15 protein-coding genes are annotated in these 22718 nt (G+C 58.1%); 7 read left to right on the top strand and 8 right to left on the bottom strand.

Going from position 1 to position 22718, the window contains the following annotated elements:
• Positions 1–29 precede the first annotated feature (29 nt).
• The 3 genes from AKN84_RS14435 to AKN84_RS14425 are packed head-to-tail and all read left to right on the top strand — an operon-like array spanning position 30 to position 3589.
• Positions 30–968: a sulfotransferase family protein gene (locus tag AKN84_RS14435; RefSeq protein WP_050421356.1), complete on the top strand. Its 939-nt coding sequence runs from the start codon at positions 30–32 to the stop codon at positions 966–968.
• Positions 965–2212: an MFS transporter gene (locus AKN84_RS14430; RefSeq protein ID WP_283805518.1), complete on the top strand. Its 1248-nt coding sequence runs from the start codon at positions 965–967 to the stop codon at positions 2210–2212. The genes AKN84_RS14435 and AKN84_RS14430 overlap by 4 nt, the downstream gene beginning before the upstream one ends.
• Positions 2213–2230: 18 nt before the next feature.
• Positions 2231–3589: a condensation domain-containing protein gene (locus AKN84_RS14425; protein ID WP_050421354.1), complete on the top strand. Its 1359-nt coding sequence runs from the start codon at positions 2231–2233 to the stop codon at positions 3587–3589.
• Between the two features lie 669 nt (positions 3590–4258).
• On the opposite strand, the gene AKN84_RS14420 is transcribed toward AKN84_RS14425, so the two are convergent.
• Positions 4259–4906, bottom strand: coding sequence for an FkbM family methyltransferase (locus tag AKN84_RS14420; protein ID WP_050421353.1), 648 nt, complete (start codon positions 4904–4906; stop codon positions 4259–4261).
• 1062 nt (positions 4907–5968) lie between these two features.
• Here AKN84_RS14420 and groES point away from each other — a divergent pair.
• The 3 genes from groES to AKN84_RS45335 all read left to right on the top strand — a co-directional run bounded on the left by groES (position 5969) and on the right by AKN84_RS45335 (position 12323).
• Positions 5969–6283, top strand: a complete 315-nt coding sequence (gene groES / locus AKN84_RS14415; protein ID WP_050421352.1) for a co-chaperone GroES — start codon at positions 5969–5971, stop codon at positions 6281–6283.
• Positions 6284–6364: 81 nt separating this feature from the next.
• On the top strand, positions 6365–8005 hold the full coding sequence (groL, locus tag AKN84_RS14410) for a chaperonin GroEL (protein WP_050421351.1): 1641 nt from the start codon (positions 6365–6367) through the stop codon (positions 8003–8005).
• 2518 nt (positions 8006–10523) lie between these two features.
• A complete protein-coding gene (locus tag AKN84_RS45335; RefSeq protein ID WP_128970793.1) occupies positions 10524–12323 on the top strand; it encodes an acyl-CoA dehydrogenase family protein in 1800 nt (599 codons plus the stop codon).
• 466 nt (positions 12324–12789) lie between these two features.
• Here AKN84_RS45335 and AKN84_RS14385 read toward each other — a convergent pair whose 3' ends face one another.
• Genes AKN84_RS14385 through AKN84_RS45325 form a run of 7 tightly spaced genes read right to left on the bottom strand, consistent with a single transcriptional unit; the run spans position 12790 to position 20373 of the window.
• A complete protein-coding gene (locus AKN84_RS14385) occupies positions 12790–13470 on the bottom strand; it encodes a hypothetical protein (protein ID WP_244485100.1) in 681 nt (226 codons plus the stop codon).
• A gap of 26 nt (positions 13471–13496) precedes the next feature.
• Positions 13497–14672 (bottom strand): alanine racemase, encoded by a 1176-nt coding sequence (alr, locus tag AKN84_RS14380; protein ID WP_050421346.1) that lies wholly within the window; start codon positions 14670–14672, stop codon positions 13497–13499.
• A 10-nt stretch (positions 14673–14682) separates the two neighbouring features.
• Positions 14683–15771, bottom strand: a complete 1089-nt coding sequence (locus AKN84_RS14375) for an NAD(P)/FAD-dependent oxidoreductase (protein ID WP_050421345.1) — start codon at positions 15769–15771, stop codon at positions 14683–14685.
• Positions 15768–16109, bottom strand: coding sequence for a cupin domain-containing protein (locus AKN84_RS45330; RefSeq protein ID WP_128970792.1), 342 nt, complete (start codon positions 16107–16109; stop codon positions 15768–15770). The genes AKN84_RS14375 and AKN84_RS45330 overlap by 4 nt, the downstream gene beginning before the upstream one ends.
• A 53-nt stretch (positions 16110–16162) precedes the next feature.
• Positions 16163–17473, bottom strand: a complete 1311-nt coding sequence (locus AKN84_RS14365) for a lysine N(6)-hydroxylase/L-ornithine N(5)-oxygenase family protein (RefSeq protein ID WP_050421380.1) — start codon at positions 17471–17473, stop codon at positions 16163–16165.
• 24 nt (positions 17474–17497) lie between these two features.
• Entirely contained in the window at positions 17498–18715 is a 1218-nt protein-coding gene (locus tag AKN84_RS14360) for an MFS transporter (RefSeq protein ID WP_050421343.1), read from the bottom strand.
• On the bottom strand, positions 18712–20373 hold the full coding sequence (locus AKN84_RS45325; protein ID WP_128970791.1) for a class I tRNA ligase family protein: 1662 nt from the start codon (positions 20371–20373) through the stop codon (positions 18712–18714). The genes AKN84_RS14360 and AKN84_RS45325 overlap by 4 nt, the downstream gene beginning before the upstream one ends.
• A gap of 1029 nt (positions 20374–21402) precedes the next feature.
• Between AKN84_RS45325 and AKN84_RS14350 the strand changes: the two genes are divergently transcribed.
• Entirely contained in the window at positions 21403–22083 is a 681-nt protein-coding gene (locus AKN84_RS14350) for a hypothetical protein (protein ID WP_128970790.1), read from the top strand.
• Positions 22084–22718 lie beyond the last annotated feature (635 nt).

Below are 22718 nucleotides of genomic sequence, written 5' to 3'. Positions count from 1 at the left end.
AGCACGCATGTCGAACAGAGAGCAGGGCCATGTCGCAGCCGGATCCATTTTCTACATCGCCGGTGCTGCTCGGCGGTGACAACCGGTCGGGCACCACCCTGCTGAGTATCGTGCTCGACTCGCATCTGGATCTGGTAGCCGGGCCAGAGATCGACTTCCTCGAACCGCCCAACCTCGGGCCGCACATTCTTGGTGCCATCGATCTGCTTTCGGCCGATTCACGGCTCATGGGCGCAAGCAAGAACACAATCGATCCGTTCTGGTATGATGGGACGCATTTTGTGGTGCAGTGCCGCCGCTTCGGTCTCGACTTCGATGACGTGCGCGAACTTGTCAGCAAGGTCATGGTCGTCACCGGCAATGACATTGTTTCGTTCGCCGACCGATGCCACCTCATTAACGAGATCGGCGAGTTGCGCCGGACGCACAGCGGAGCGCAACGCTGGGGATTGAAACTGCAGCGGAAGATCACCCGGGTCGACGACTTCGCCCGCCTGTGGCCGCGTGCACATTTCGTGCATATCGTGCGGGACGGCCGCGACGTTGCCGCCTCTCATCTGAGGACAGTTCCTGACTGGGGATACCTAACAATTGCCGATGCCGCGCAGGGTTGGTTTGAAGTGGTGTCCCGGCCGCACAGAATCGCGCCGCCTGGCCGTTACCTCGAGGTGCGTTACGAGGACCTCGTCAGCAGTCCACGCACTACTCTGGCGGCGATTTTGGATCACCTCGGCTTGCCTTGGGACGAGGCCGTGCTGCGTCACGCTGAATACGAACACGCGTTGTTCGAACAACCGCACGACCATCCGGCAGCCGAGGCTGCGGGAAAGCCGCTGCATCAGGGGCGGATCGGTCGCCACGTCCAGGATTTGACGCCAGCTCAGATTTCGGAGTTCGAGGAGATCGCCGGAAGTGAACTGGCCCGACTAGGCTATCTGTCCGCCTCAACGCCGTCTGGCGACGCGTGAGCCGCCGGCGCCGATCTGATGCGCCTCACCGGCTGCCAAGCAGCTACCTTGCGCTGCTCGTCGGCCAGACCATTTCCTTGCTGGGCTCCAACGTAACCATGCTGGCGCTGCCGCTGACTGCAATTACCCTGCTGGATGCCGGACCGGCGCAGGCGGGGCTCTTGCTGGCCTGCGGTCGGACACCGTGCCTTTTCGTGAGCCTGTTCGCCGGGGTCATCGTCGACCGTCTCCCGCACCGACAAATCCTTCTGACGGCCAATGTGATGATGGCGGTAACGCTTGCCACCATTCCGTTGTGCGCCAGCCTTGGACATCTGGGAATGGTTCAGCTGTACGTGACAACCGTGCTGGTTGGGGTAGCCGCGGTGATCGCCGACGTGGCTTATCTGGCGTGCATACCCACAGTCCTGGATCGATCTCAGCTGGTTCGGGCGCAGAGCTCATTGGAGTTCAGCCAAGCGACCGCGATGGCCGCAGGTCCGTTCCTGGCCGGCTGGCTCATCAACGCCTTCTCCGCTCCAACCGCAATCCTGGCCGACTCCGTCTCATTTCTGCTTGCCGCCGCGTTGCTCTCGCTGGTGCCGATGCGTGCCGCCTCATGCTCGGCGGCCCCCTCGAGCACTGTGCTCGTCCAAATGGCAGAAGGGTTGGCGAGTGTGTTCGGCGATCCAGTTTTAAGGGCCGTTACCCTGGCCACCGGCACATTCATCTTTTGGCACAACGCGTATTCTGCGGCTTTTCTCCTGCATCTGACCAGGCATCTCGAGTTCGACAGCCAAATCGTCGGCATGGTGCTCGGTATCGGCGCTCTCGGCGGTGTGGTGGGCGCGGCGGGCTCACCGTGGGCCGGCCGGACAATTGGGCTTGGTCCCGTATTAATGACCGGTTTGGCGGTGAGCGCGGCAGGCATGAGCCTTGCAGGCCTGCTCACCGGGCCCTGGTGGGCAGCAGTGGCATGCGTGGCGCTCTCCCAATTCATTCTGTGGATCGGCCAGGGACTCTACCACGTGCAGCAAGTTCCAATTCGATATGCGTTGGTCCCGCAGCACCTGCAAGGACGGGTCAATGCGAGCATCCGCAGCGTCGTGTGGGGGCTGGGCTCGTTGGGCGCACTGGTCGGCGGCGCGGCCGCTGCTGCAACGAGCCTGCGCACCATGTTGCTGGCGAGCAGTGTGCTTGGCACTGCCTCGATACTCTGGATCTGGCGCTCGCCGCTGCGCCGCATGCACAGCTTGCACCTGTAACCATCGCGACGGCCCTTCATGGACATCAAGCAATTTTGCGATACTGATCGGCAGGCGGGTCGGCTGATGGTGTGGCGGGTCAGCGTTCCGGACCCGGTCAGCTGGCGGCCCGACCTGCGCCGTCCGTCCCATGTTCAGGAAGACCACCTTCGCTTTGCGCACGATGGCCGGCCCGGCTGGCTCGGCACCGCCTTCGACTTGCCGGGCGAGTTCAACAACGCTGCGCTGACCAAATCGATCCTTGGCTGGGTCGACCGGCACGAGGCGCTACGCAGCCGGTTGGTCAAGGATGGATCGGCAATTCGTCGTGTCACGATTGGTCCAGGCGCGGCAGTGCTTGAAAAAGCCGTGGTGGGTGACTGCGCCGATCCCGATGAAATAGCTCAATTGCTGGAAGAGCTGTTTGACGCAGAGACCAGGCCGGTGTCCTGGCCGGCATATGTCTTCGTGACGATCACCCGGCCGACATCGACAAGCCTCCTCTTGGCCTGCGACCACTCCGTCAGCGATGCCTACTCCATCGCTTTGGTGCCATACGAAATCCGCGAGCTGTACACAGCCGCAATCCTCGGAGTGGCGCCCGAGCTGGCACCGGTGAGCAGCTATCTGGACCACGCTGAATCCGAACGAGAGCGACTGGGCGATTTGACCGATGATCATCCTGCTATAGCTCACTGGCGCGAACTGATCGCCGCAAACGGCGGTCAATTGCCGGATTTTCCGCTACCACTCGGTGCGCCGGAGGAGACCTTACAACGCACAGGACGAATGTGGCTGCTCGATGCGGCACAAGCATCTGAGTTCGATCGCGGCTGCAGGTCCCAGGGCGGAAACGCTACGACGGGATTATTCGCCTGTCTGGGGCTCGCCGGAAAGACACTGGCAGACCAACAAGAATTCCTCGCCGTTGCCCCCTTTCACACGCGGTACGATCTGCGCTCGATGCGCTCGGTTGGATGGTATGTCGGGATGAGCCCGGTGCGTTTCCGCCTGACCGGCACGTTGCCGGAACTCCTGCACGCCGCGCGGCTCGAGCTCAAGCGAGCCAAGAAAACCGCTCAGGTGCCATTTCCAAAAGCGATGGAGTTGCTCGGCACCGCGCTGCGCGACCGTTTCATGGTCTCTTATATGGACAATCGCACTGTGCCCGGGTCAGACCTGTGGCCACAGTGGCGGACACGATTTCTGATCAGTCGCAGTTCTGATGCTTGCGAGACATACCTGTGGATCAGTCGCTGGCAGGACGGAATTTCCGTGCACTTCCGTCACCCCGGCAGCTCCCTCGCGCGAACCGCGGTGGATGACTATCTCGCTGAAGTGGCGGCGCACGCTCATTTCATCAGTCGTGCTCGTCCGCTGCCGCGACTTTCGAACTGACCAAAAGGCAAGCAGCATCCTCACATGCCTTTTTGAACGGGGCTGGCGATGGCACAGTCCTTGCCAAGCCCTGGCCGTGAGATTAATTCGTCCCGGAACGACCGAGGAGACCCCGCGGGATGATCGGCTGCAACAGCTATGCTCGCATGGATAAAGGGAGCTTCAATGACGCCTGCTACTACCAAGTTGTCCCCAGATGCAGACCCATTCGAAGAGGGAAGAGGCTAGGGACGGCGTGAGCATCAACTCACGGCATGAAACACAATAGCGGCGCCTAGTGCGTGACGAAATCCGGCCAACTCAAGGAGCTACGCGAACTCATGCAATTGCTTTGGCATTTGTTCGAACGAGTGCACCAGCTTCCAAGAGGCCCAGAACATACAGCAGCCGTTCAGACGCTTAAACGCTTGGAGCGCCGGCTGGTAGTGCTGATTCAAGCATCTGAAACGGCTCGGGCGACTGACCGCAAACTCGCTGGTGGTGCGGGCTCGCTAAGCCGGTGATTGTCACACTCTCACCAAACAGCCGCGAACAAAAATGACGCTCGCCAGCCTGTCCGACCAGCTAATGTTTGTTCGCCCTATTGATTACTGGTTTTGCAGCTTTGGGCGGCATAAATTGCGCAAATCAGTCTTCCAGCTACGAATGAGCGTCGTATTCAAGTAGCCGCTAGAAGCGCGTATTTCTAAGCAATACATCGCCTTCCACGTCGCGCGGATAATGCGCCGCCACTTCGAACGACGGCAACAGGCCAAGAATGGCCTGGAGGGACAGCTGCCCTTCGTAGAGCTCGCGGTCGCTGTATTCCGTGTAGATGAAGCGCGTGTTGCTGACGGTCTGCATGCCGCCGGCGATGACGTCGGCTTCGGCTCCCTGGACATCCATCCAGATGAAATCGACCCTGTTCAGCCCGGCTTCGTTGCACCAATCGTCAAGCCGCCGCGTTTGAACCGGGACGGGACGGTCGAAACGAACCCAATCATACTCAGTCAGATGATTTTTCGGGCGGCGTATCGAGCCGGAAAGGTCCCATTCCTTCGCATCACCATCTGCATTGCTTGGATGGAATTCGATCAGTCCGTTTCGATCGCTGATCGCGATTTCAAGCAACTTCACCTTGTGGAGAGATGGACCCAGCTTCTTCTTGAAGCGCGCGATCGCTCTGGGGTCAGGCTCGAAGCAGTAGAGCTGCGCGTGCGGGCACAGGTTGAGAAAGTGTTGTGTGTCGGTCCCGTCGTTGCATCCGATATCCAAGATCACCGGATCCGACTTCTGAAGAAGGGAAACTATGTGCTGATGTATTTCCACAGAAGACACCGGTCTTTCCCCAATAGTTGAAATTTCCTGCTCGAAGCCGCAATCACATGCCAGACGCCCCCGCACAATGCATATCAACGTATATAATTCATATGCCCGTCCCCCTTTATCCAAGGCCATCTGGACTGTGATACTAAAGGGGCGTCTGTCGCGGCGGGAGCCGTAGCGATTGTCTTAGGGCCACAGCCGGGCGAACGTAGATCGGGAGACGTGCACAAGAATCGGATAGCTATGCCGGTGTGCGGTGCCTCGCCCTCTAGATTAAAGATCATCTACGTCTAAACATCGTCGTGCCGGCGCATTACCCGTCGGCGGCTCTCGATGGAGCGGTCGAGGACAGAATGACCGCTTCTGCGCAACGAAGACCAATCACCCTCGATCGCAGTTGCAGCCCAGCCAATGTCGCCCTGCCATCTGACAATCGGCGTTCCAGATTCGCACACTCACGATCCTTCGGCTCACAACTTTTAGGCTGTTTGGCCTGAAGGAGCGCGATCACGCCGAGCGTTGCTGAGGTGCCCCAGGTCAGGCTGACCGCCGCTGAATGATGGTCGCAGAACTCACCGCAACGTTCGCCGATCCCTGTACGGGCGCTCGGAGAAAACAGCATTGGTGCGGCCCGAACTCCCAAGGGGCATCGATCACGGCCAATCCGACGGGGCACGCGGCCTCCCAGGTCGTCGGGCCCCAGAGCCAATTGGTCGCCCCCGACGAATCGGCTCGGTTCCGGAAGGCTACGCCAATTCGGGCCGTCGACCGCTGGTCACGCTACGTTCCGCTACCCCTCACTTCGCAGGACCCGCGGTGTGCACCCGAGACCGCAAGATAAGGGTATAGGGGGAATATGGTGGTGTTGACGAAACGCAATGTCATGTTCGCAACAGCTTGACTGTCTCTAGACATGATGGCGTCTGCTTCCGACCTAACACGCGCAGTCCAGGCGCGCGCTTCAGCAGAACTGCAGGCAAAAGGCGCTCCTCCTCGTTGGCCTGGCTCTTGCTATCAACGATACTGTTGCAATGTGGCGAAACGCCAACTCGTTCAAACGCTCAGGAGGCCCGTATGAATTTCCGTCCGCTTCACGACCGCGTCGTGGTCAAGCGCATCGACGCCGAAGAGAAGACCGCTGGCGGCATCATCATTCCGGACACAGCCAAGGAAAAGCCCTCGCAAGGAGAAGTCATCGCCGTTGGCCAGGGCGGCCGCGACGAGACCGGCAAGCTGATTCCGATCGACGTCCAGGTCGGCGACCGCGTTCTGTTCGGCAAGTGGTCGGGCACCGAGGTCAAGATCGACGGCGAAGACCTGCTGATCATGAAGGAAAGCGACATCATGGGCGTTCTCACCGATGTGTTTTCCAAGAAGAAGGCCGCCTGACCCGGCTACGCGCACACCTCACCCCGGCGGGCGTCTGCCAGGCGCACCGAAGGATGAGAGAATCAACCGAAGGAATTGTTTATGTCAGCCAAGGAAGTCAAATTCGGAGTAGACGCGCGCGACCGCATGCTGCGTGGTGTGGACATCCTCGCCAACGCGGTACAGGTTACGCTCGGCCCGAAGGGCCGCAACGTGGTGCTCGAGAAGTCGTTCGGCGCTCCGCGCATCACCAAGGACGGCGTCGCCGTCGCCAAGGAAGTCGAGCTGGAGGAGAAGTTCGAGAACATGGGCGCCCAGATGGTGCGCGAAGTCGCCTCCAAGGCTGCTGACGCGGCTGGCGACGGCACCACCACCGCCACCGTGCTTGCAGCCGCAATCGTGCGCGAAGGCGCCAAGTCGGTCGCCGCCGGCATGAACCCGATGGACCTGAAGCGCGGTATCGACCTCGCGGTCGAAGCCGTCGTGGCCGACCTCCAGAAGAACTCGAAGAAGGTCACCTCGAACGAGGAGATCGCCCAGGTCGGCACCATTTCGGCCAACGGCGATGCCGAGATCGGCAAGTTCCTCGCCGACGCCATGAAGAAGGTTGGCAACGAGGGCGTGATCACGGTCGAGGAAGCCAAGTCGCTCGAGACCGAACTCGACGTCGTCGAGGGCATGCAGTTCGACCGCGGCTACATCTCGCCCTACTTCGTCACCAACGCCGACAAGATGCGCGTTGAGATGGACGACGCCTACATCCTCATCAACGAGAAGAAGCTCTCCTCGCTGAACGAGTTGCTGCCGCTGCTCGAGGCCGTGGTGCAGACCGGCAAGCCGCTGGTCATCGTCGCTGAAGACGTCGAAGGCGAAGCGCTCGCCACCCTCGTCGTCAACCGCCTGCGTGGCGGCCTGAAGGTAGCGGCCGTCAAGGCTCCGGGCTTCGGCGATCGTCGCAAGGCCATGCTGCAGGACATCGCGATCCTGACCGGCGGCCAGGCCATCTCGGAAGACCTCGGCATCAAGCTCGAGAACGTCACGCTGCAGATGCTCGGTCGCGCCAAGAAGGTGATGATCGACAAGGAAAACACCACGATCGTCAACGGCGCCGGCAAGAAGGCCGACATCGACGCTCGCGTTGCCCAGATCAAGGCGCAGATCGAGGAGACCACCTCGGACTACGACCGTGAGAAGCTGCAGGAGCGTCTCGCCAAGCTCGCGGGCGGCGTCGCGGTGATCCGCGTCGGCGGCTCGACCGAGGTCGAGGTGAAGGAGCGTAAGGATCGCGTTGATGACGCGATGCATGCGACCCGTGCGGCTGTCGAGGAAGGTGTCCTGCCGGGCGGCGGCGTCGCCCTGCTCCGTGCCTCCGAGCAGCTCAAGGGCCTGCGCACCAAGAACGACGACCAGAAGACCGGCGTCGAGATCGTGCGCAAGGCGCTGTCCTGGCCGGCCCGCCAGATCGCGATCAACGCTGGCGAAGACGGCTCGATCGTGGTCGGCAAAGTCCTCGAGAACGAGCGATATTCTTTCGGCTTCGATGCCCAGACGGGCGAGTACAGCAATCTCGTCACCAAGGGCATCATCGACCCGACAAAGGTCGTGCGCATCGCGGTCCAGAACGCATCCTCCGTGGCAGCTCTGCTGATCACCACAGAAGCGATGGTCGCCGAACTGCCGAAGAAGGCCGCGGCGGGTCCCGCAATTCCTCCCGGCGCCGGCATGGGCGGTATGGATTTCTGACTGCGCCTCTCAAAGAGGTCGACACATGCGGAGCCCTGGCAGCAATGCCAGGGTTTTTCAGCTTCGGGCGAACCATCTAGACACCATTTGAGCTTGATCGGCAGGCGGCATCGAGAGCCGGTTATCCATGTCCATGTCAGCAGCGGTTGGCCCGACCGAGCCGTTTTGTCTGACGTGTCCTCCGCGCCTCGGCAGATAAAAAAGGAGCCAAGCTTGTGGCTTGCGGGCCATTCGGCCCGACGAAGACACCTCTGTTCATTCGAGCTTCCGAAGAATCTTATCTGAGCAGACGTATACCCGGTGCCAAGCTAGGCTTTCTCCCTCCGCCTACATTCCAATTCTGATGCGCAGTCTGAAGCGCCAGATACCGTTCCTGGCCTCGGTCTGACATCTCGTCGCCATCGGGTCGGTTTGAAGTGCGTTCAAGAGGACGGACGGATCTCTCAATTCCGCGGCGCATCTTCCTTGTATCGACATATCGATCCTACAGCGACGTAACAGCATTGTAATTGATGGTGTTGAGTGTTCGATCAGGCATCGCGGGACTCCAACGAAGCAAAAACTTGCTCAAGAGGCGGGCCGTTCGCGCGGCGAGTTGTCCAGGCTGGACAAGCAACGGCCAAAGTCCACAGAGCCGGCCAAGCACTGAACGCAGCCGCAAGACCGCCAATCTGATGCATCTGTTTCACGAAAGAAAGGACCCCAGCGAGGAAATTCCGCTGAGGCCAGATTGATGTTGCCTAAGCGCTGGTCGCGGAAATCAGCGGCCGTACTTTGGGCTGAAAAAATACGAAATGAAAATTACCTGCCCATCCAGGTATGATCTGAACGAATCCGGATTCCGAAAATAACAGGTGTGAATCCCTGTTGAGAGTCACATCTATAACTGCGGTACCTGCCAATTTCGCTCATCGGCGGCCCGGAGACACAGCTCGGTCTCGCCGGCGCCGGGCCCATCGGCGCACCGCGGCAAGTCTGATTTCACGAGATGCGGGCAAGAGACCATGCAGCGGATGAGCAACGTGGGCGAGCGCCAGGCGACGAGCAATGGTCAGCGTCCGGCGCTCCACCAATCGAAAATTTGGCAACAGCTCGAAACGTGGAGTATGCAAGGCTCGTTCTATGCCGACCTAGCGGTAACGACTCTCGATCTCAGAGCAGGCCGGGACGAGCCAAGTGCATCAAAGGATCGATTGCATCCTTTCCAGACATGAAGTTGTTCCGTTGGCCTGCTGCACACCAAAGGGCGGCAACACTTCCGAATCTCGCTTGCGTCGAAATCGAACTGCTGGAACGTAAACGCATTGAGGACCGCGCCGGGCGAGCATTGCTGGTAACGGCGAACAGCTCTGCTCTCGACCACGCGGCGCCTTCGTCTACTCTCCACTAGAGCCGAGGTTCGCAAATGAAACCTATGACCGTTTGCACCTAAGATGCGGATAAACTCATATTTTGCAGATCAAGCCACCTTGTCAGCTAGCGTTTTCAGCGTGTGGCTGAGAGGAATCGCAACCTCGCCGAACACGCGGCTTGGCGGTAACATTTCGCCGATGGTAGCCGTGCGTCCGGATGTCTTCGCGAATTTGCTCGCTGACCGACCGCACGGTGCGTTTCTTCCGCCACTTCTTGTTGGAATGGAGCGGAATGGAATCGCCCCGAGGAACGACGAGAAGGTCGTTCCGTTCGTTCACGTAGATATCGTACATGGAAATCCTCGCTCCCGACGAACATAGGCCGACGCTCAAGCAGTTTGGTGACTTTGACGACACAGTCACGAGAAAGTCACATGAGCCCGCTTGGCTCCGCGAATGGGTCACGCTTGACCCGTCGTCTCACGGCGACGCAGCGGCGAGCGTCAACTAACCACGTCGCCGAGAGAATCCCGTGCACGGACATCGAGGGAGTTCAATTTCCACGTCGGTCTTCAAATTGCTCACCATGCTGCGGCAGTAAACCTGCAAGTCGTGAGCGAGAGGAAGGCTTCGGGGTCTTCAAGCAGCTTGCCGACCAACCTTTTGACGACGGCTGGAAACGGCCCCAGCACCTCTGGGGGGGGGCCAAGGGCCGGTACTGGGGCCGCCATTTTTGCCTGACTCGGGGATAAGAGACGGGCGGCTTGATAATGAAGAGCGGGTCAAACTGGGTAATTAGCATACGTGAATCTCGGCCACCTTTCCCAAGTGAGAAGTGATCGTAGGAAACGTAGCCCCCTTGCCTGAACTGGATAGGCGCCAATATTTTATTCCACCAGAGCGCCGGTTGACTCGCTTCTGAACGCTGGGAACCGCCTGTATCGCGAGCTCGGCGCTGCCTCTTTGTTCATAATCGTTCCGCGATATCGATCGGGCCGGACTTCGTAAAGCTCGGCGCGAGAATCGCCGGCGCCAGTCGGCGGGATGGTCCAGGTCGCCACGTGGGAGTGCGCTGAGAGTGGAAAACAGCCGGGCCAGTGATTTTCCGTAGCCAGCATAGTCAGTTTGATCAACGCTCTTCCGGTTCGCAGACTCTACTGAGAGACATGTGCCACGAGCCCGCTGCACATCGTTCACTCATCCGGAAAAACGATAACGTCATGCGTCACCTTCTAATGCGGAGCGCAGGGGTCCTCAGAATCGGCGGACGCGCCCCGGTCGGCAATTACGCGGGCGTCCCGTTGACGAGCGTCCCCGCCCAAATTGGAGCGCAGGCGAGCGAGCTATACCAATGTGTATTCGGGCCAGCCGCAGGGATAATTGGCATAAAGCGCAAGGCCATTCATTCTGGTCGCATGGCTATGTCCCCTCAAGTTTGCGCCCTTTTCGAGGAGGCGCCGGAACGTTCAGCTGGAGTTCGTGCTTTCAGCTTATACTCCAGTCTGATCGATGACCTCAGTCAGTTGAATTTCGCAGACGCGGATGATCGTCGAGCATTCCCTCCGACCCTCCATAGCATGCTGGCAAGGCATGGACTGTTCGGGCTCACCATACCGGCAGATCGCGGCGGATTGGCTCTTTCCTTGCAAAAGGCCATCGAGCTCATCTCTGCCGCTGCATCTTTCGATGTCTCCGCTGCCTCTACCCTCGTCATCCATAACTTCCTGGCCTTGCCCTGTATCGAAGCGGCACCGCATCTCCCCAACCAAGAGCAGGTCATACGGGGTGCAACACGCGGCGATCTTTGCGCTTTCGCTTTGACGGAGCCTGGAGCAGGTTCTGCCCCGAGGCACATAGAAGCTTCGGCTTTCATGCATGAAGATAAGGTTCGCATCTGCGGCCGTAAAATTTGGATTGGCCTCGCTGACTGGGCCCGGTGGATCGTTTGTTTTGCGCGAGCTTCCGGTCATGATGCCAAAGGTCGCCTCGTTGGTGTACTGGTTGATAGGCAGGCTCCCGGCCTTAAAGTCACGCACGAGCATCGCACCCTCGGTTTGCGTGGAATTATACAGAATACTCTCGAGTTCCAGGATGTCGAGGTGCCACGTGCTTACGTGCTTTCTCGCGACCAAGACGGTTGGGGCGCAGCGGCATCCAGTATGAACCGCGGCCGAATAGGTGTGGCTGCGATGGGCCTTGGCGCCCTTGAGCGCGCGATCCAGGTCGCGGCTTCATATGCAAATTATCGTCGCCTAGGTAAACTGCGCATGATCGAGAACAGCTATATCGAGCAGCTGTTTGGGCAGATGGTACTTCGCCGCGAAGTCGTGAAGGCGATGCTTGCGGCATCCTGCCAACTCGTCTCAGCGCAGGGCTCTCCCAATATCCACCTTGCGTCGGCAACGAAGGTATTGTCGTCCGAATGGTGCGGTCTGGTCGCCGATCAATGTGTCCAACTGTTGGGTGGCCGAGGGTACGACGAAGGAACGCCCTTAGCTAAAATCTATCGTGACGCTCGTATTCTCCGGATCTTCGAAGGTCCGACGGAGACGCTCTTATCCCATCTTGGCCGCTGTCTTCTTTCCCGAGCCACACGCGACGAAATAGCCGCTCTTTTTGCCTCTCTGCGTGCGGCGTCAGTCCATGCGGACGCCGTTGAGGAGCTCCGCGGCCTCGATGAGACAGACGGTGCCGTGCTAATCTATGCAGGTTGGCTCACCACATTGGGATTAGCACAAGCTGTCATGACTGCTGGTACTTTCACTGCAGCGGACTGCGCCACAGCAGCGGCCGATTTGGTCAGCACCGAACTAGCTGCTGTGCGTGCTCGCGCGCCGACACGGCTAAGTGTCGAGCGCCGCAGTCGCGCCAGTCAGACGCTGGCCAATTTTCTTCAAGACGCGGCCTGCTCCATCCGTTCCCCTGTTCTCACAGACGATTACCTTAAATTGGTACAATATGTCTAACGTCCAGCTACGAGGTGGAGCGAAGGCGATCTGCCACGCAGGCATTGCGGATGCGCCGAGTCTCACCTCGACCATGACCTGCCCTTGTCAGGGACAACAAGCCGCTGACCACGCAAAGCTGCCGGTTCATGATGGCGCATCGCGTCAGCCTTGAGATGCTCCATCACCGCCCCGCCGGACGAAGGATCCACGATCGCGCGGCGGGGGACTTTCCGTTGAAAACGATCGGATGGCTCCTGCAGCATTTTCGCTCTGGACCGTTGCTTGCTCTCGGCGTCCGCATTTGAGACGACGTTGAACGGCATACGCTTGCTAAGGCTCGTACCCGCGTAACAATCCCTACTTCACTGTATCGATGCTCAAAATCGACTTGCATTCCATCTTTTCTGTTGATGTCTACGACGAAGCAAGCGTCGCTCCCCTGCTGTCCCTTCTGCATGTCTCGTAAGGCGAACGCGAATAACCTTCACACCCGCTCGTTACTGAAATGAAGGAAGTTACAGACGTCAAAGTACTTTGCCTCATTCAAGCGGAATCCAAATGCCGATATTCGGCTCGTCAGAACAGATGGATCGAAAGCAAAAGCCTGGAAGCCGTTAGAGCAATCTAATCGGACGTAGTCATCTGTCCGCACGACAGCCTGAACGTTTATCCCGCAAAGATCATAATATTCTAGTCGCGCCGCGGTCGCTGTCTCGCTGGTTGAAAAGAGCGACAACGCGAGATCAAAGGGCGTCTGGCACATTAGCGTGAGAAATTCCATTGGACGATCCATGGTGCCAAGAAAATTGAACGGCAGAATGCAAAGCACTCTTCCGTCATATCGCCGCATGATCTCACTGACCAGACGCCTTCTTTTAAAGAATTTGTTGGCCTCGCAGCGGACGACAGCCCCGTTGTCCTCCTTCAATCTTCGTCCACGAGGTGGATTGATATCGATACCAAGGTAATCACTGTCATCATTCTTGACGCCGATAAGGCGGTAGCAACTGCAACCGACCTCAATAATTAACCGGTATGTGGTCGAACGCAGGAGCTCAAGACAGAAGGCTCTCTCACGTTCATGGAACTGACGCACCCGAGCGGTGAAGTAGCCCGGACGCATGAGACGTATGCCTTCGTCGCCCAGATAGATCGCTCGATTCACTTGGCGATATCGAAATGCAGAGGAGTTCACTGGCGCCTCATCTCATTCCGCTTGCCCGAAACATAAAGTCTGCGACATCGGCGTCCGATCGCTGTGGTCAGTTCATCGCTCAGCATATTCGCGGCCAAAGCCACATCTGCGACCGTCTGCTCGGGGCAGATCAGGTCAACCATTGTACCCGGCGCGGTCGAACTCTCGGGCAGATCCGTCACATCGATGCTGATGAGATCCATCGAAACGAAGCCGACGATTGGCGCGCGAGCACCACATATGAAGACATGACCTCGATTGCCGAGGCTACGCGGGAACCCATCTGCATAACCAATAGAGGCGGTCGCGACACGCATCCGTCTCTTCACTGGGTACGACCTGTGGTATCCGATCGCTTCCCCGACCTTTACCCTGCGACATTGAATGATTCGTGTTCGCAGGCGGACGACTTGCGATGGCCTGAAGTCGGGATCACCGGATATGGAAAGGCCGAGAATTCCTCCGCCCGACCGTATCAGGTCGAAATGAAATTCACATCCCGCAAATAGTCCCGCGGAGTTCGACAGCGAAAGGATGGCTTTGGGAAACAGATAGGTGAGTTTACGGAACTGATACAATTGTTGCCGACTGATTTCGTTGCGCCACTCCGCGCAAGCGAGTTGGCTCATGAACAGCACGACAGGCAGATCCGACAGCACCTTTTCATTCTCGGCGGCTTTTTGCAGTTCATCTATGGGAAACCCCAGTCGAGACAAGCCCGTGTCGACATGGATACCTGCGGGTAACAGCCGGTTGCGAAGGCGGCAATGCCGAAGCCATGCGTCCAGCTGTTCCCTGCTGTTCAGGATCGGCAGCAAATCATGGTGCTCAATAGCCGCCTCCAAACCAGGCATAGCTCCGTGAAGCAGGTAGATCTTCGCAGATAGTGGCAGTACCTTGCGCAAGGCCGCGCCTTCTTCCACATCGGCCACGAAGAAATGCCCGCAGCCAAGCCGCGCAAGAAACGGCGCTATGCGCAGCGCGCCAAGGCCGTAGGCGTCTGCCTTGAGAACTGCGCCGCAAGCGCTTTGGGGCGCCAGCATCCGAAACTTCCGGTAGTTAGATTCTATCGCGCCGAGATCAACAACCATGGTCGATCTCGATGTGTTGGCATAGCCGGCATCTGACGGATTATCAGAGAGATTGGAATTGAGACCAATCACATCCGGCATATGCCTTCCCTCATGTCGCCGTAATGGCGTGTCTATCCGCAGAATATAGGGATCGTACCGCCTCTTGCGCACATGCTGGCCCAAAGCGAAACCCATTACCTGAACCACCGCCAATCACATGCAAACCTGCGATATCTTTCGCAGAACGGGAAAACGGGACGCCATCCGCCGAATAACAGTCGCAAAACACACGTGCTGACGTCACCGCTGGCACTTCGGAGGAAAACCACTTGGCCAGAATTGCGGTGGCACGCGCGAGATCATCCGAACTGAGCCGCAGTTCATCGGAGACCGGCTTCACATCCCATTCCTGCGAGGTAAAGCTAAACAGCCAGTATCCTTGCTCGATCATGGGAATGAGGAACGCGTAGTCATCGAATAGCCCGATCATTGGACAGTTCGGCGTGGGCCGTGCGGCCAAATGGAGCGCGACTACCTTCTTAACGCGCAATCCCGATTCGTCTGTTAGATGCCGGCGCAACGGTGACCCTGGTAACCAGGGCCCGATCGCAAGAATGGCCCGCTTCGTCGCGAGTTCGCTGTTATCAGAGGTCTGGAGAAGAATATTGCGCGGCCCCTTCCGTATTCTTGTAATCGATGTACGCTCGCTTATCGAAACTCCCTTGATCTTGAGCCTTTGAGTCAGATCCTGAACAATGGAATCGACTTGACAGTACGAACCCCGATCTAACACGACGGACACATCGCCGGGAACCACGAACTGCTGCAGCGATAATAGCCTCACGGCCAGACCGAAGGATGTTGATGGGGCCAGGTGGCCCGCGCTGCTCTGTTTCGCGAGTTCGCTGGGATTGCGCGTCAACCAAAACACATCACAGTCTCGTCCCTTGGGCCATTGTCCGTCGGGATAGATCCCGCGCCAGAATTTCGAACCACAGTCGATGAGGCTCCTTTCCTTCTGGTTACGACAGATGTTGATCTGGATCCCAGGCGCAAACCCGCTAGTACCAGATCCAACGATATCTCGTTCGGCGATGATTATTCTTTTTCCCGGGCCATCGCTCGCTGCGATGAAGGCAGCACTGAGGCCCATAATGCCAGCCCCGACGACTGCGAGGTCATAGATCTTGTCAGTCATTGAGTTTGTTTCCAGGAGATGGAGAAGGCGCTCAGCACTTCGCTGCCACTATTCCGCAAATGATGGGTCTGATTTGGTCGCAGAAACACCAGATCGCCGGCCTTCACGGCCAACTCACCATCGTCGGTCACTACCTGACCGCGCCCGCTCGTGATCCGCCAGATCTCGGAGGAAGGATGAGAATGAGGCGTCGACACCGCGAGTGGATCGAGGCGGAATTCGATGAATTCAACCGGAACGGTGATCTCCGGATCATTTATCCCTTTGACGTCCTGTACCAGAACGCCGGGGCTATAGACCGTTACGTCCCCTAAAGTCATCAGCTGAGCATTCTTCACGGTGTATCTCCAATCATGCAGCTCGATCGCGACATGCTGCCCATTGCCGATCCTCAGCGGGCGCTCTCAGGCACCGCACCATGCCACTTGAGAGCTCCTGTTGCAGGCCCGCAATCGTAAGCTACCCGACCAATGATCGAATTGAGCACCATTGAGGCGCGCCAAGGAACCAAACTCAGATTTGTGTCGGCGATGCCATGTTGAAATCGTGCGCCATTCTGGACGTATAAGCGGCAGCTTTCGGGGCCATCAAGCCGGGCCCGGAACTCCTTGCCGACCACGATCTCCCGAGAGCCGCCAGGCGCACTCACAATCGAAAGCCGGTTTGCGACCGGCTCCAGAAAGGGAGGGATCTCGGTACGGTAGCCCGTGGCCAGCACGATAATGTCGGCGACATGTTCTGCGCGAACGCCGGTGGCCTGCTGACGCACCCCCAGGCGAAATGGAGATGTGGCACGCAGCTCCTCAGCCATGGTGTCGACGCGTATTTCGACCTGAGCGGGATACGAACCTCTACCAACCTCGCGATCGTAAAGTGCGTTGTAGATCGCGCGTAGTGTCGCTGGGTTGACGCCATCACTCGCCAAAACCTGCCGTTCAAGGGTTTGCTTTCTGGCGGCGTCGCTTTGCTCAAGGAACCATGCGCCAAACTGTGGAAAGAACCACTCATTGACGAAGGGACTATCTTCGAGGGCAAATATGCTTGCGCGGCGCGTGACCCAGGCCAAGGCTCCCAGCGCGCCGCATGCACCGGTTAGCAGATGAAGAAATATTTCTGCTCCGCTTTGCCCCCCACCTACCACAACAACACGCTTGTTGGGGAACTCGCGGCGTCGCAGGAGAAAAGTACTCGCGTGAAACACCTGATTCTCCGGTGCATTTCTGCTCCAGTCAGGAACAGAGGGCACCCGGCCTACGCCGACCACTGTCGTACGGGTCTGATAATTTCGGCGATTGGTAGCGATACTGAACGCATCACCGCGTAATTCGACTGCAATAACCTGTTCGCCGAATTGAACGTTCGCTAGCTTTTCTGCTGCCCATTTCAAATAATCTTCAAATTCGCTCCGGCCAACCGAAGCGATTCCTCGAACAATGGCTTGATAAAGCCGTCTTTTCTCGTGCAGGTAGGCGAGAAAGCTATATGCACTGGTCGGATCTGCTGGTGTTACCAGGTCCTTTAAGGGGCTGGTTTGCATAAGAGCCCCATCTAGAAGCAACCCTGGATGCCAATTTAGCGCCTCCGATCTTTCCAGGATGTGTAAGGAAATTTCCGGAATCGGGGCCGCGAGCGCTGCCAGGCTCAGATTCGCCGGGCCTGCTCCGATTGCCGTTACCTGATGGCCGCCGCCCTGCTTCGACATCACACTATCCGCAAGACGAGCCATTTAACGCTCCCGGCTGGTTGAAAACACTTGAACTGCGAGAACGATGCCATTGCTAGCGACAAGCATCATCATGCTGATCAGCAGATCATCGAAGCTGTGGGCGCTCACGATCTGCCCGGCGATATATGGAAATCCGAATAGACCAACGAAGTAGGAAAGCGTGAAGACCTGAGACGCAACCGCCAAAGATGTCCCGTCTGTACCTGCGATGAAGACAACCATACCGTTCAAAGTCGAATAGCTAAGTCCGTATCCAAGGGCGAACATCGCTGTACCGAGGATGTAGATCTCCGCACTCCTTGCATTGATTAAAAGCAAGAATAGTCCCGCCATGGTGCACCCGACGAGGAACGCCGCGACCCACTCAAGCCGGACCTTTCCGATGACCGGCGCCGCCGCGAAGCGCAAGAAAACAGCCGTCAACGTGAAGACTATAAAGAATGTATCGGCGGATTGCCCCCGCGATGAAGCGTAAAGCGTCTGGAACGTGGACAGACCGGAAAACACGCATGCGCCGATGCCGATCATGACGATCGGATAACGCGTATTCGACTTGAAGGCCTCTCGCACGCCCTCAAACGTGAGTCGAACAGCCGCCATTTTGATCTGAGGAGCCTGCGCCAGTGCCCTGCCGGCCAACTCCAGCAGCATGGCGCCAACGAGACATGCAGCCGCGAATAGAGAGTACGCTGCGATATATGATCCGCAAATCTCCACGACCGTGCGCGCCAGGGGAACAGCAAGTCCGATCCCCAGCATCTGGGATCCGGAAAGCAAGGTGAGATATTTGACACGAGCCGCTGGCCGCACGCGTTCCAGGATTTGAAGCGGCGCCAGCATATAGAAGATTGACCATCCAATGCCGAGCGAGAGCCCGCCGAGATAAGCGAGGAACATAAAAGCCGGCGCCGCTGCAAAGCAGATCATTGCAATTGCCATCACCGCGGCAGCAAGGGTGATCGTTCGCATCACCCCAAATAGATCGGCGATCCGGCCAGCTACAAGCGAACATAGTATTGTCGCGACCGTACCGGTCGAAATAACTGTTCCTGCTATGGATGCGCTCTGTGGAGCCGACCGCAGAGCATCCACGAGAAAGAAGCTCGACCCATACGACGCGGCCACGTTGATGCTACCAAGCATGAATGGAATCGAGACCTCGAGCGGCATTTCATCGGGCAATTTCTCGGCGGCGATAATGTTCGCTGCGGCGCTCATTGTGCAACTTTTCCCGGAAGGCACCGATCTATGTCTGCGGCCGTCAAGCTGCGCCGATCGATTCTTGGTACGCTTCCGCTTCGTTCGGATGAGGGTCTCGCCGCGCGGGCTGCGAGGGGATGTCCTTCATGGCCGAGCCAGTGCCACAGAGCTTCTGTTATCCTCGGCATCAGCGGCCAACCCAGTACGCTGAAGCCCATCAGCCATGTGTAAGCGATCTGATGGTTCGGATTGGAATCAAGACAATCGAGCCATTCGGTCACCGATCTGGACGCGTGCGATACGCGCAGGTGATCTAGCGAGAGAGCGGAGCACTGCTGGTCGTACAGCCGGTCCAGCGTGATCATCATTGCATCATCTACGTGACACGCGGCGATGGCCGGCATCGCGCTGATGATGTCCGTACAACGGTTGATGACCCCAGCGCTCTTGTCGAGAATTGCATTGTAGCGGCCAATCAATTGTTTTGGGATCAGATCGGTTTCCGCTTCTTCGGGGCAGATTTCCGACAGGCATACTCTGAGAATATCGATAGATATATCCGGCACCTGAGCGATTTCACCCGCCCAAATCACGTGGCCGCGGCTAGTGGAGAACTTCGATCCGTTCAACCGAAGGAAATGATTAAAGAAAATTCGGTCAAATTGACGAAATGACTCCTGGCCCAATGCGCATCCGGTAACTCCCACGAGCATCGGAATTGTATTGTCGATGCCAGTCGCGCCGACCAGGAAAGTATTGGAATTGCGCGCGAAGGCACTTGGCGTGCCGGATGTCTCCGCATCTTTATGCCCGCAATAGAGGGAATGAGCATAGAGCAACGAGGAGTAGCTAAACAGGATCTGACGTGTGTTGAACTGCTGCGAATTCCAGGACAATCCATGCAGGCCGGGAACGGTCAACCGCATTTGCTGCCCTTTGCGTGCGATATACCGCTTCCCTATCTCCACAAAGCTAGGTTCGATAGACGCATCGTCCCACGCTCGGACGAGTTGGTCTTTTCGTGCAATTGAGAGAAAGGCAGAAATGTTATCTGTCCATTCTACAATCCGTCCTCGCCTCGACACCGGATTTCGTGCTTCATCTGGCTCGAAATGATGTCCACACTGTTCGCAGAAGAAGCTCCCTGCGGATGCTTCGCATACGGGGCAGGTTGCGCCAAACCAGCCTCCAATGCAGAAACGCTCTTCCGTTGGCGTCAGAGCAGAGCCCGCATCGTCGACGGGTAGCCGCGCTGCGCGAAACTCCAGCGATCCTGCTGCAGATAACGCATCCATGAGCGCGTTGCTGACATTGGAGAACCGCTGAAGATTTTTGCCATGGGCTGGATCATCGAAATGATCGAAAACGATCCCTAATGAGGCGAGATCATGAGCAATCCCGACATGGAAGCCATGAGCCAAGGCCGACGGGTCGATGTTCTCGCGCGCTGCTCGGACTAGAACATGGTTCTCGAAACCGTCGGTCGTCAGACCGGAGCGAACATGATGCCCTGCCCTCTTCAGGTGCCTTTGTACGACGTCCATTCTGAGAAATGGCCCGGCAGCGTGGCCAAGGTGTGCCCTGCCATTAGCTGTCAAGTTGACGGGCGAGATATATACGTCGGCGGGATTCGTATTCGCTACGCTTAGCGGCGTGATGATTGGGCTTTTTCTCATATCTGCACAAGTGACATCCAGGAACAGATCCTGAAAGTACCCGAATAGACATCCAGATAATTCGCCACGACAACGGGAATACGCGCGCGGCTTGACAGGTTATGGATCCCATCGGGTTGCGGATTTCGAGCCAGGGCGTTCAAAGCGTGTCACACGCTATTTGAATACCTCTAGACCTGCTCCTAGCTGGACGCTTCACGTGTCGGTTTACCTCAGCTCGCAACATGGCCACCCTCTCCACCTCTACTTAGTCAATCTCACGGATCGCCCCTGGAGCGATCGAGATGACGCCGTGAAGAAGCAAGCGGCGCGCCAATTCAAGATCTTTGATTTTGGCCATGCCGCGGCCTGCATTTAGGTCGACTACCAACATTTGGTCACGAACCTGACAGGCGGCTCGGCAGGGCCGGCAAGAGTCCGCCACAGGCTCTTTCCCATTACTCCCTCACGAGCAACGGCGACCTGTGGGATGGGCAACCGACCCGGCCTGGGCAGCTGCGAGCTCACGATCTACGCCGGGCCACCATTCCGGCCATTGCAAGGTTTGAGATGATGCCGCCCAAGCGGACGAGCGCGCAGCGATCGAATAGGCCCGCGCGAAGGGGATGCATGCGCTCTCATTGGACGAGATCCGATAGCTTGCTTCGAAACACGGACCTTACCGACCAGCCGATTGCGCTTCGGAGCAGGTCGTTTCCGCGCGTCAGGATGAAGTCGACGACGCGGTTCTCGGCCGGCTGTGCTGACGCGCTTACTCCCGAGTTGCAGAACGAATCACTGCCTACCGCTGCGACCGAGATCGCCGACTGACCTCCGGCTGGTCGAAGTTACTGCGAAGTGCCCAGTGATTCACACGCAACCCCCGCGCGTAGAATCAGCTAATGGTGGCGTTGAGGCTCACTCGAATTCGCGCATCCGGCCCCTTGTGCGATTGGCCCTCGAGACAATGGCACGCCGCGCGGCTCGATGCGGGCCAGTCGGAGTTCCGACGGTGAGTTCGTGAAGGATCCACGCTCATCGCGATGCCAAGTGCTGTCGCCTGGTCTTGGGGCCGACCACATCACGCTTCCGGCAGACTTCGAGCACCAGGATGCCCAAGGCAGGGCAAGGAAAGAGCCGGTCCGTTCTCTGATTGCGATCATTCTCGGCTCGGACCGGGTCACCCGACCGGTGCCGCGCGAGAGATCGAGGTTGGAGCGTCCCATTTCGATGCTCCGGAGCTCGGGCTACGATGGCATGCCGTGGACGCGATACAATCGCGCCATGGACGCCCTCCGCCTGCTCGGCGACCGCGCGAACGAACTCCTGATGGCGCTTTTGGCGCGAGAAGCCGCCGACGCAGCCCGATGGCTGAGCAATCCGACTCGCACCTCTGCTGTCAGCAGGGAAGAGACGCGGCGGCTCCATCTGCTGGCGTCCGCCTATTTCGAAGCCGCACGAATGCCCTCCTATTCCAGGCAAACTGACAAGCGCACTTCGCCGGGTCACACCGATCACATCGGAGATTGGGCAATGGGAATTGCGCAGCGGGTCAGGCAACGGACAACTCACAGGGACAGCATCATTGACGGCGCGGTGATCTTGCTCGGCTGTGTGGTCTGTGCGACCGCGCCGATGATCACGATCTATCTTGACGCGCTGTTCCCGAGCACAGCGAGATCGAAGCGATCGCGCGTGATCCACGCTACGATGTCTACTCGCACAGCATGACGCATCTTTGGCAGCCCGGGAGTACGCTACCTCGATTGGATGAACGGGCGCAGCACCGGCCGGGGGCCCCGATGATGTTCGCTGGGAGCTGTTGGAGTCACGTCGGATTTTGTCGGAACGGCTCGGGCGAGCGGTGCTTTACTTTGCGTGGCCAGCCGGGCATTATGATCGCTGCATGATCCAGTTGGCTGAAGAAGCCGATTATGTGACTCTGTTCACCGTGGACAATGGCCTCGATTCCGGGAGATGACCAATTTGCCAACCACCGAACAATGATTCATGGTGGTTGTGACCAAGCAGTATTCGCACAAAGATGGCATCTATCGAGACTGCAGACTGCAGGCGGTGAACCAGCATTGAACGAAATGTGAATGCGCTTGCCGCTTCGGCTCGGCGCCGCTCTGATTTATTCGGCCGTTGTAATGGGAGTGTCTTGCGGCTGAGGCGCGAGGGCAAACTGCACGTCGCGCCGTATGCCTGGTGTGCGATCCAAACTCTAAGCCGCTGGCAACTTTCGGCATCCGCCACTTCCCGCGAATGCTCGGGACCGCAACTGGATCATCGGAAGCAGCATCGACATCGACCAACTTCTGTAGCGCTTGTCAAAAGCCGAGCAACTATGCTTGGCAGGCCGC

This window comes from Bradyrhizobium tropiciagri (genome assembly GCF_001189845.1).
GTDB lineage: Bacteria > Pseudomonadota > Alphaproteobacteria > Rhizobiales > Xanthobacteraceae > Bradyrhizobium > Bradyrhizobium tropiciagri.
The sequence above is the reverse complement of the archived record's forward strand: the minus strand, read 5'-3'. Positions and strand labels throughout refer to the sequence as shown.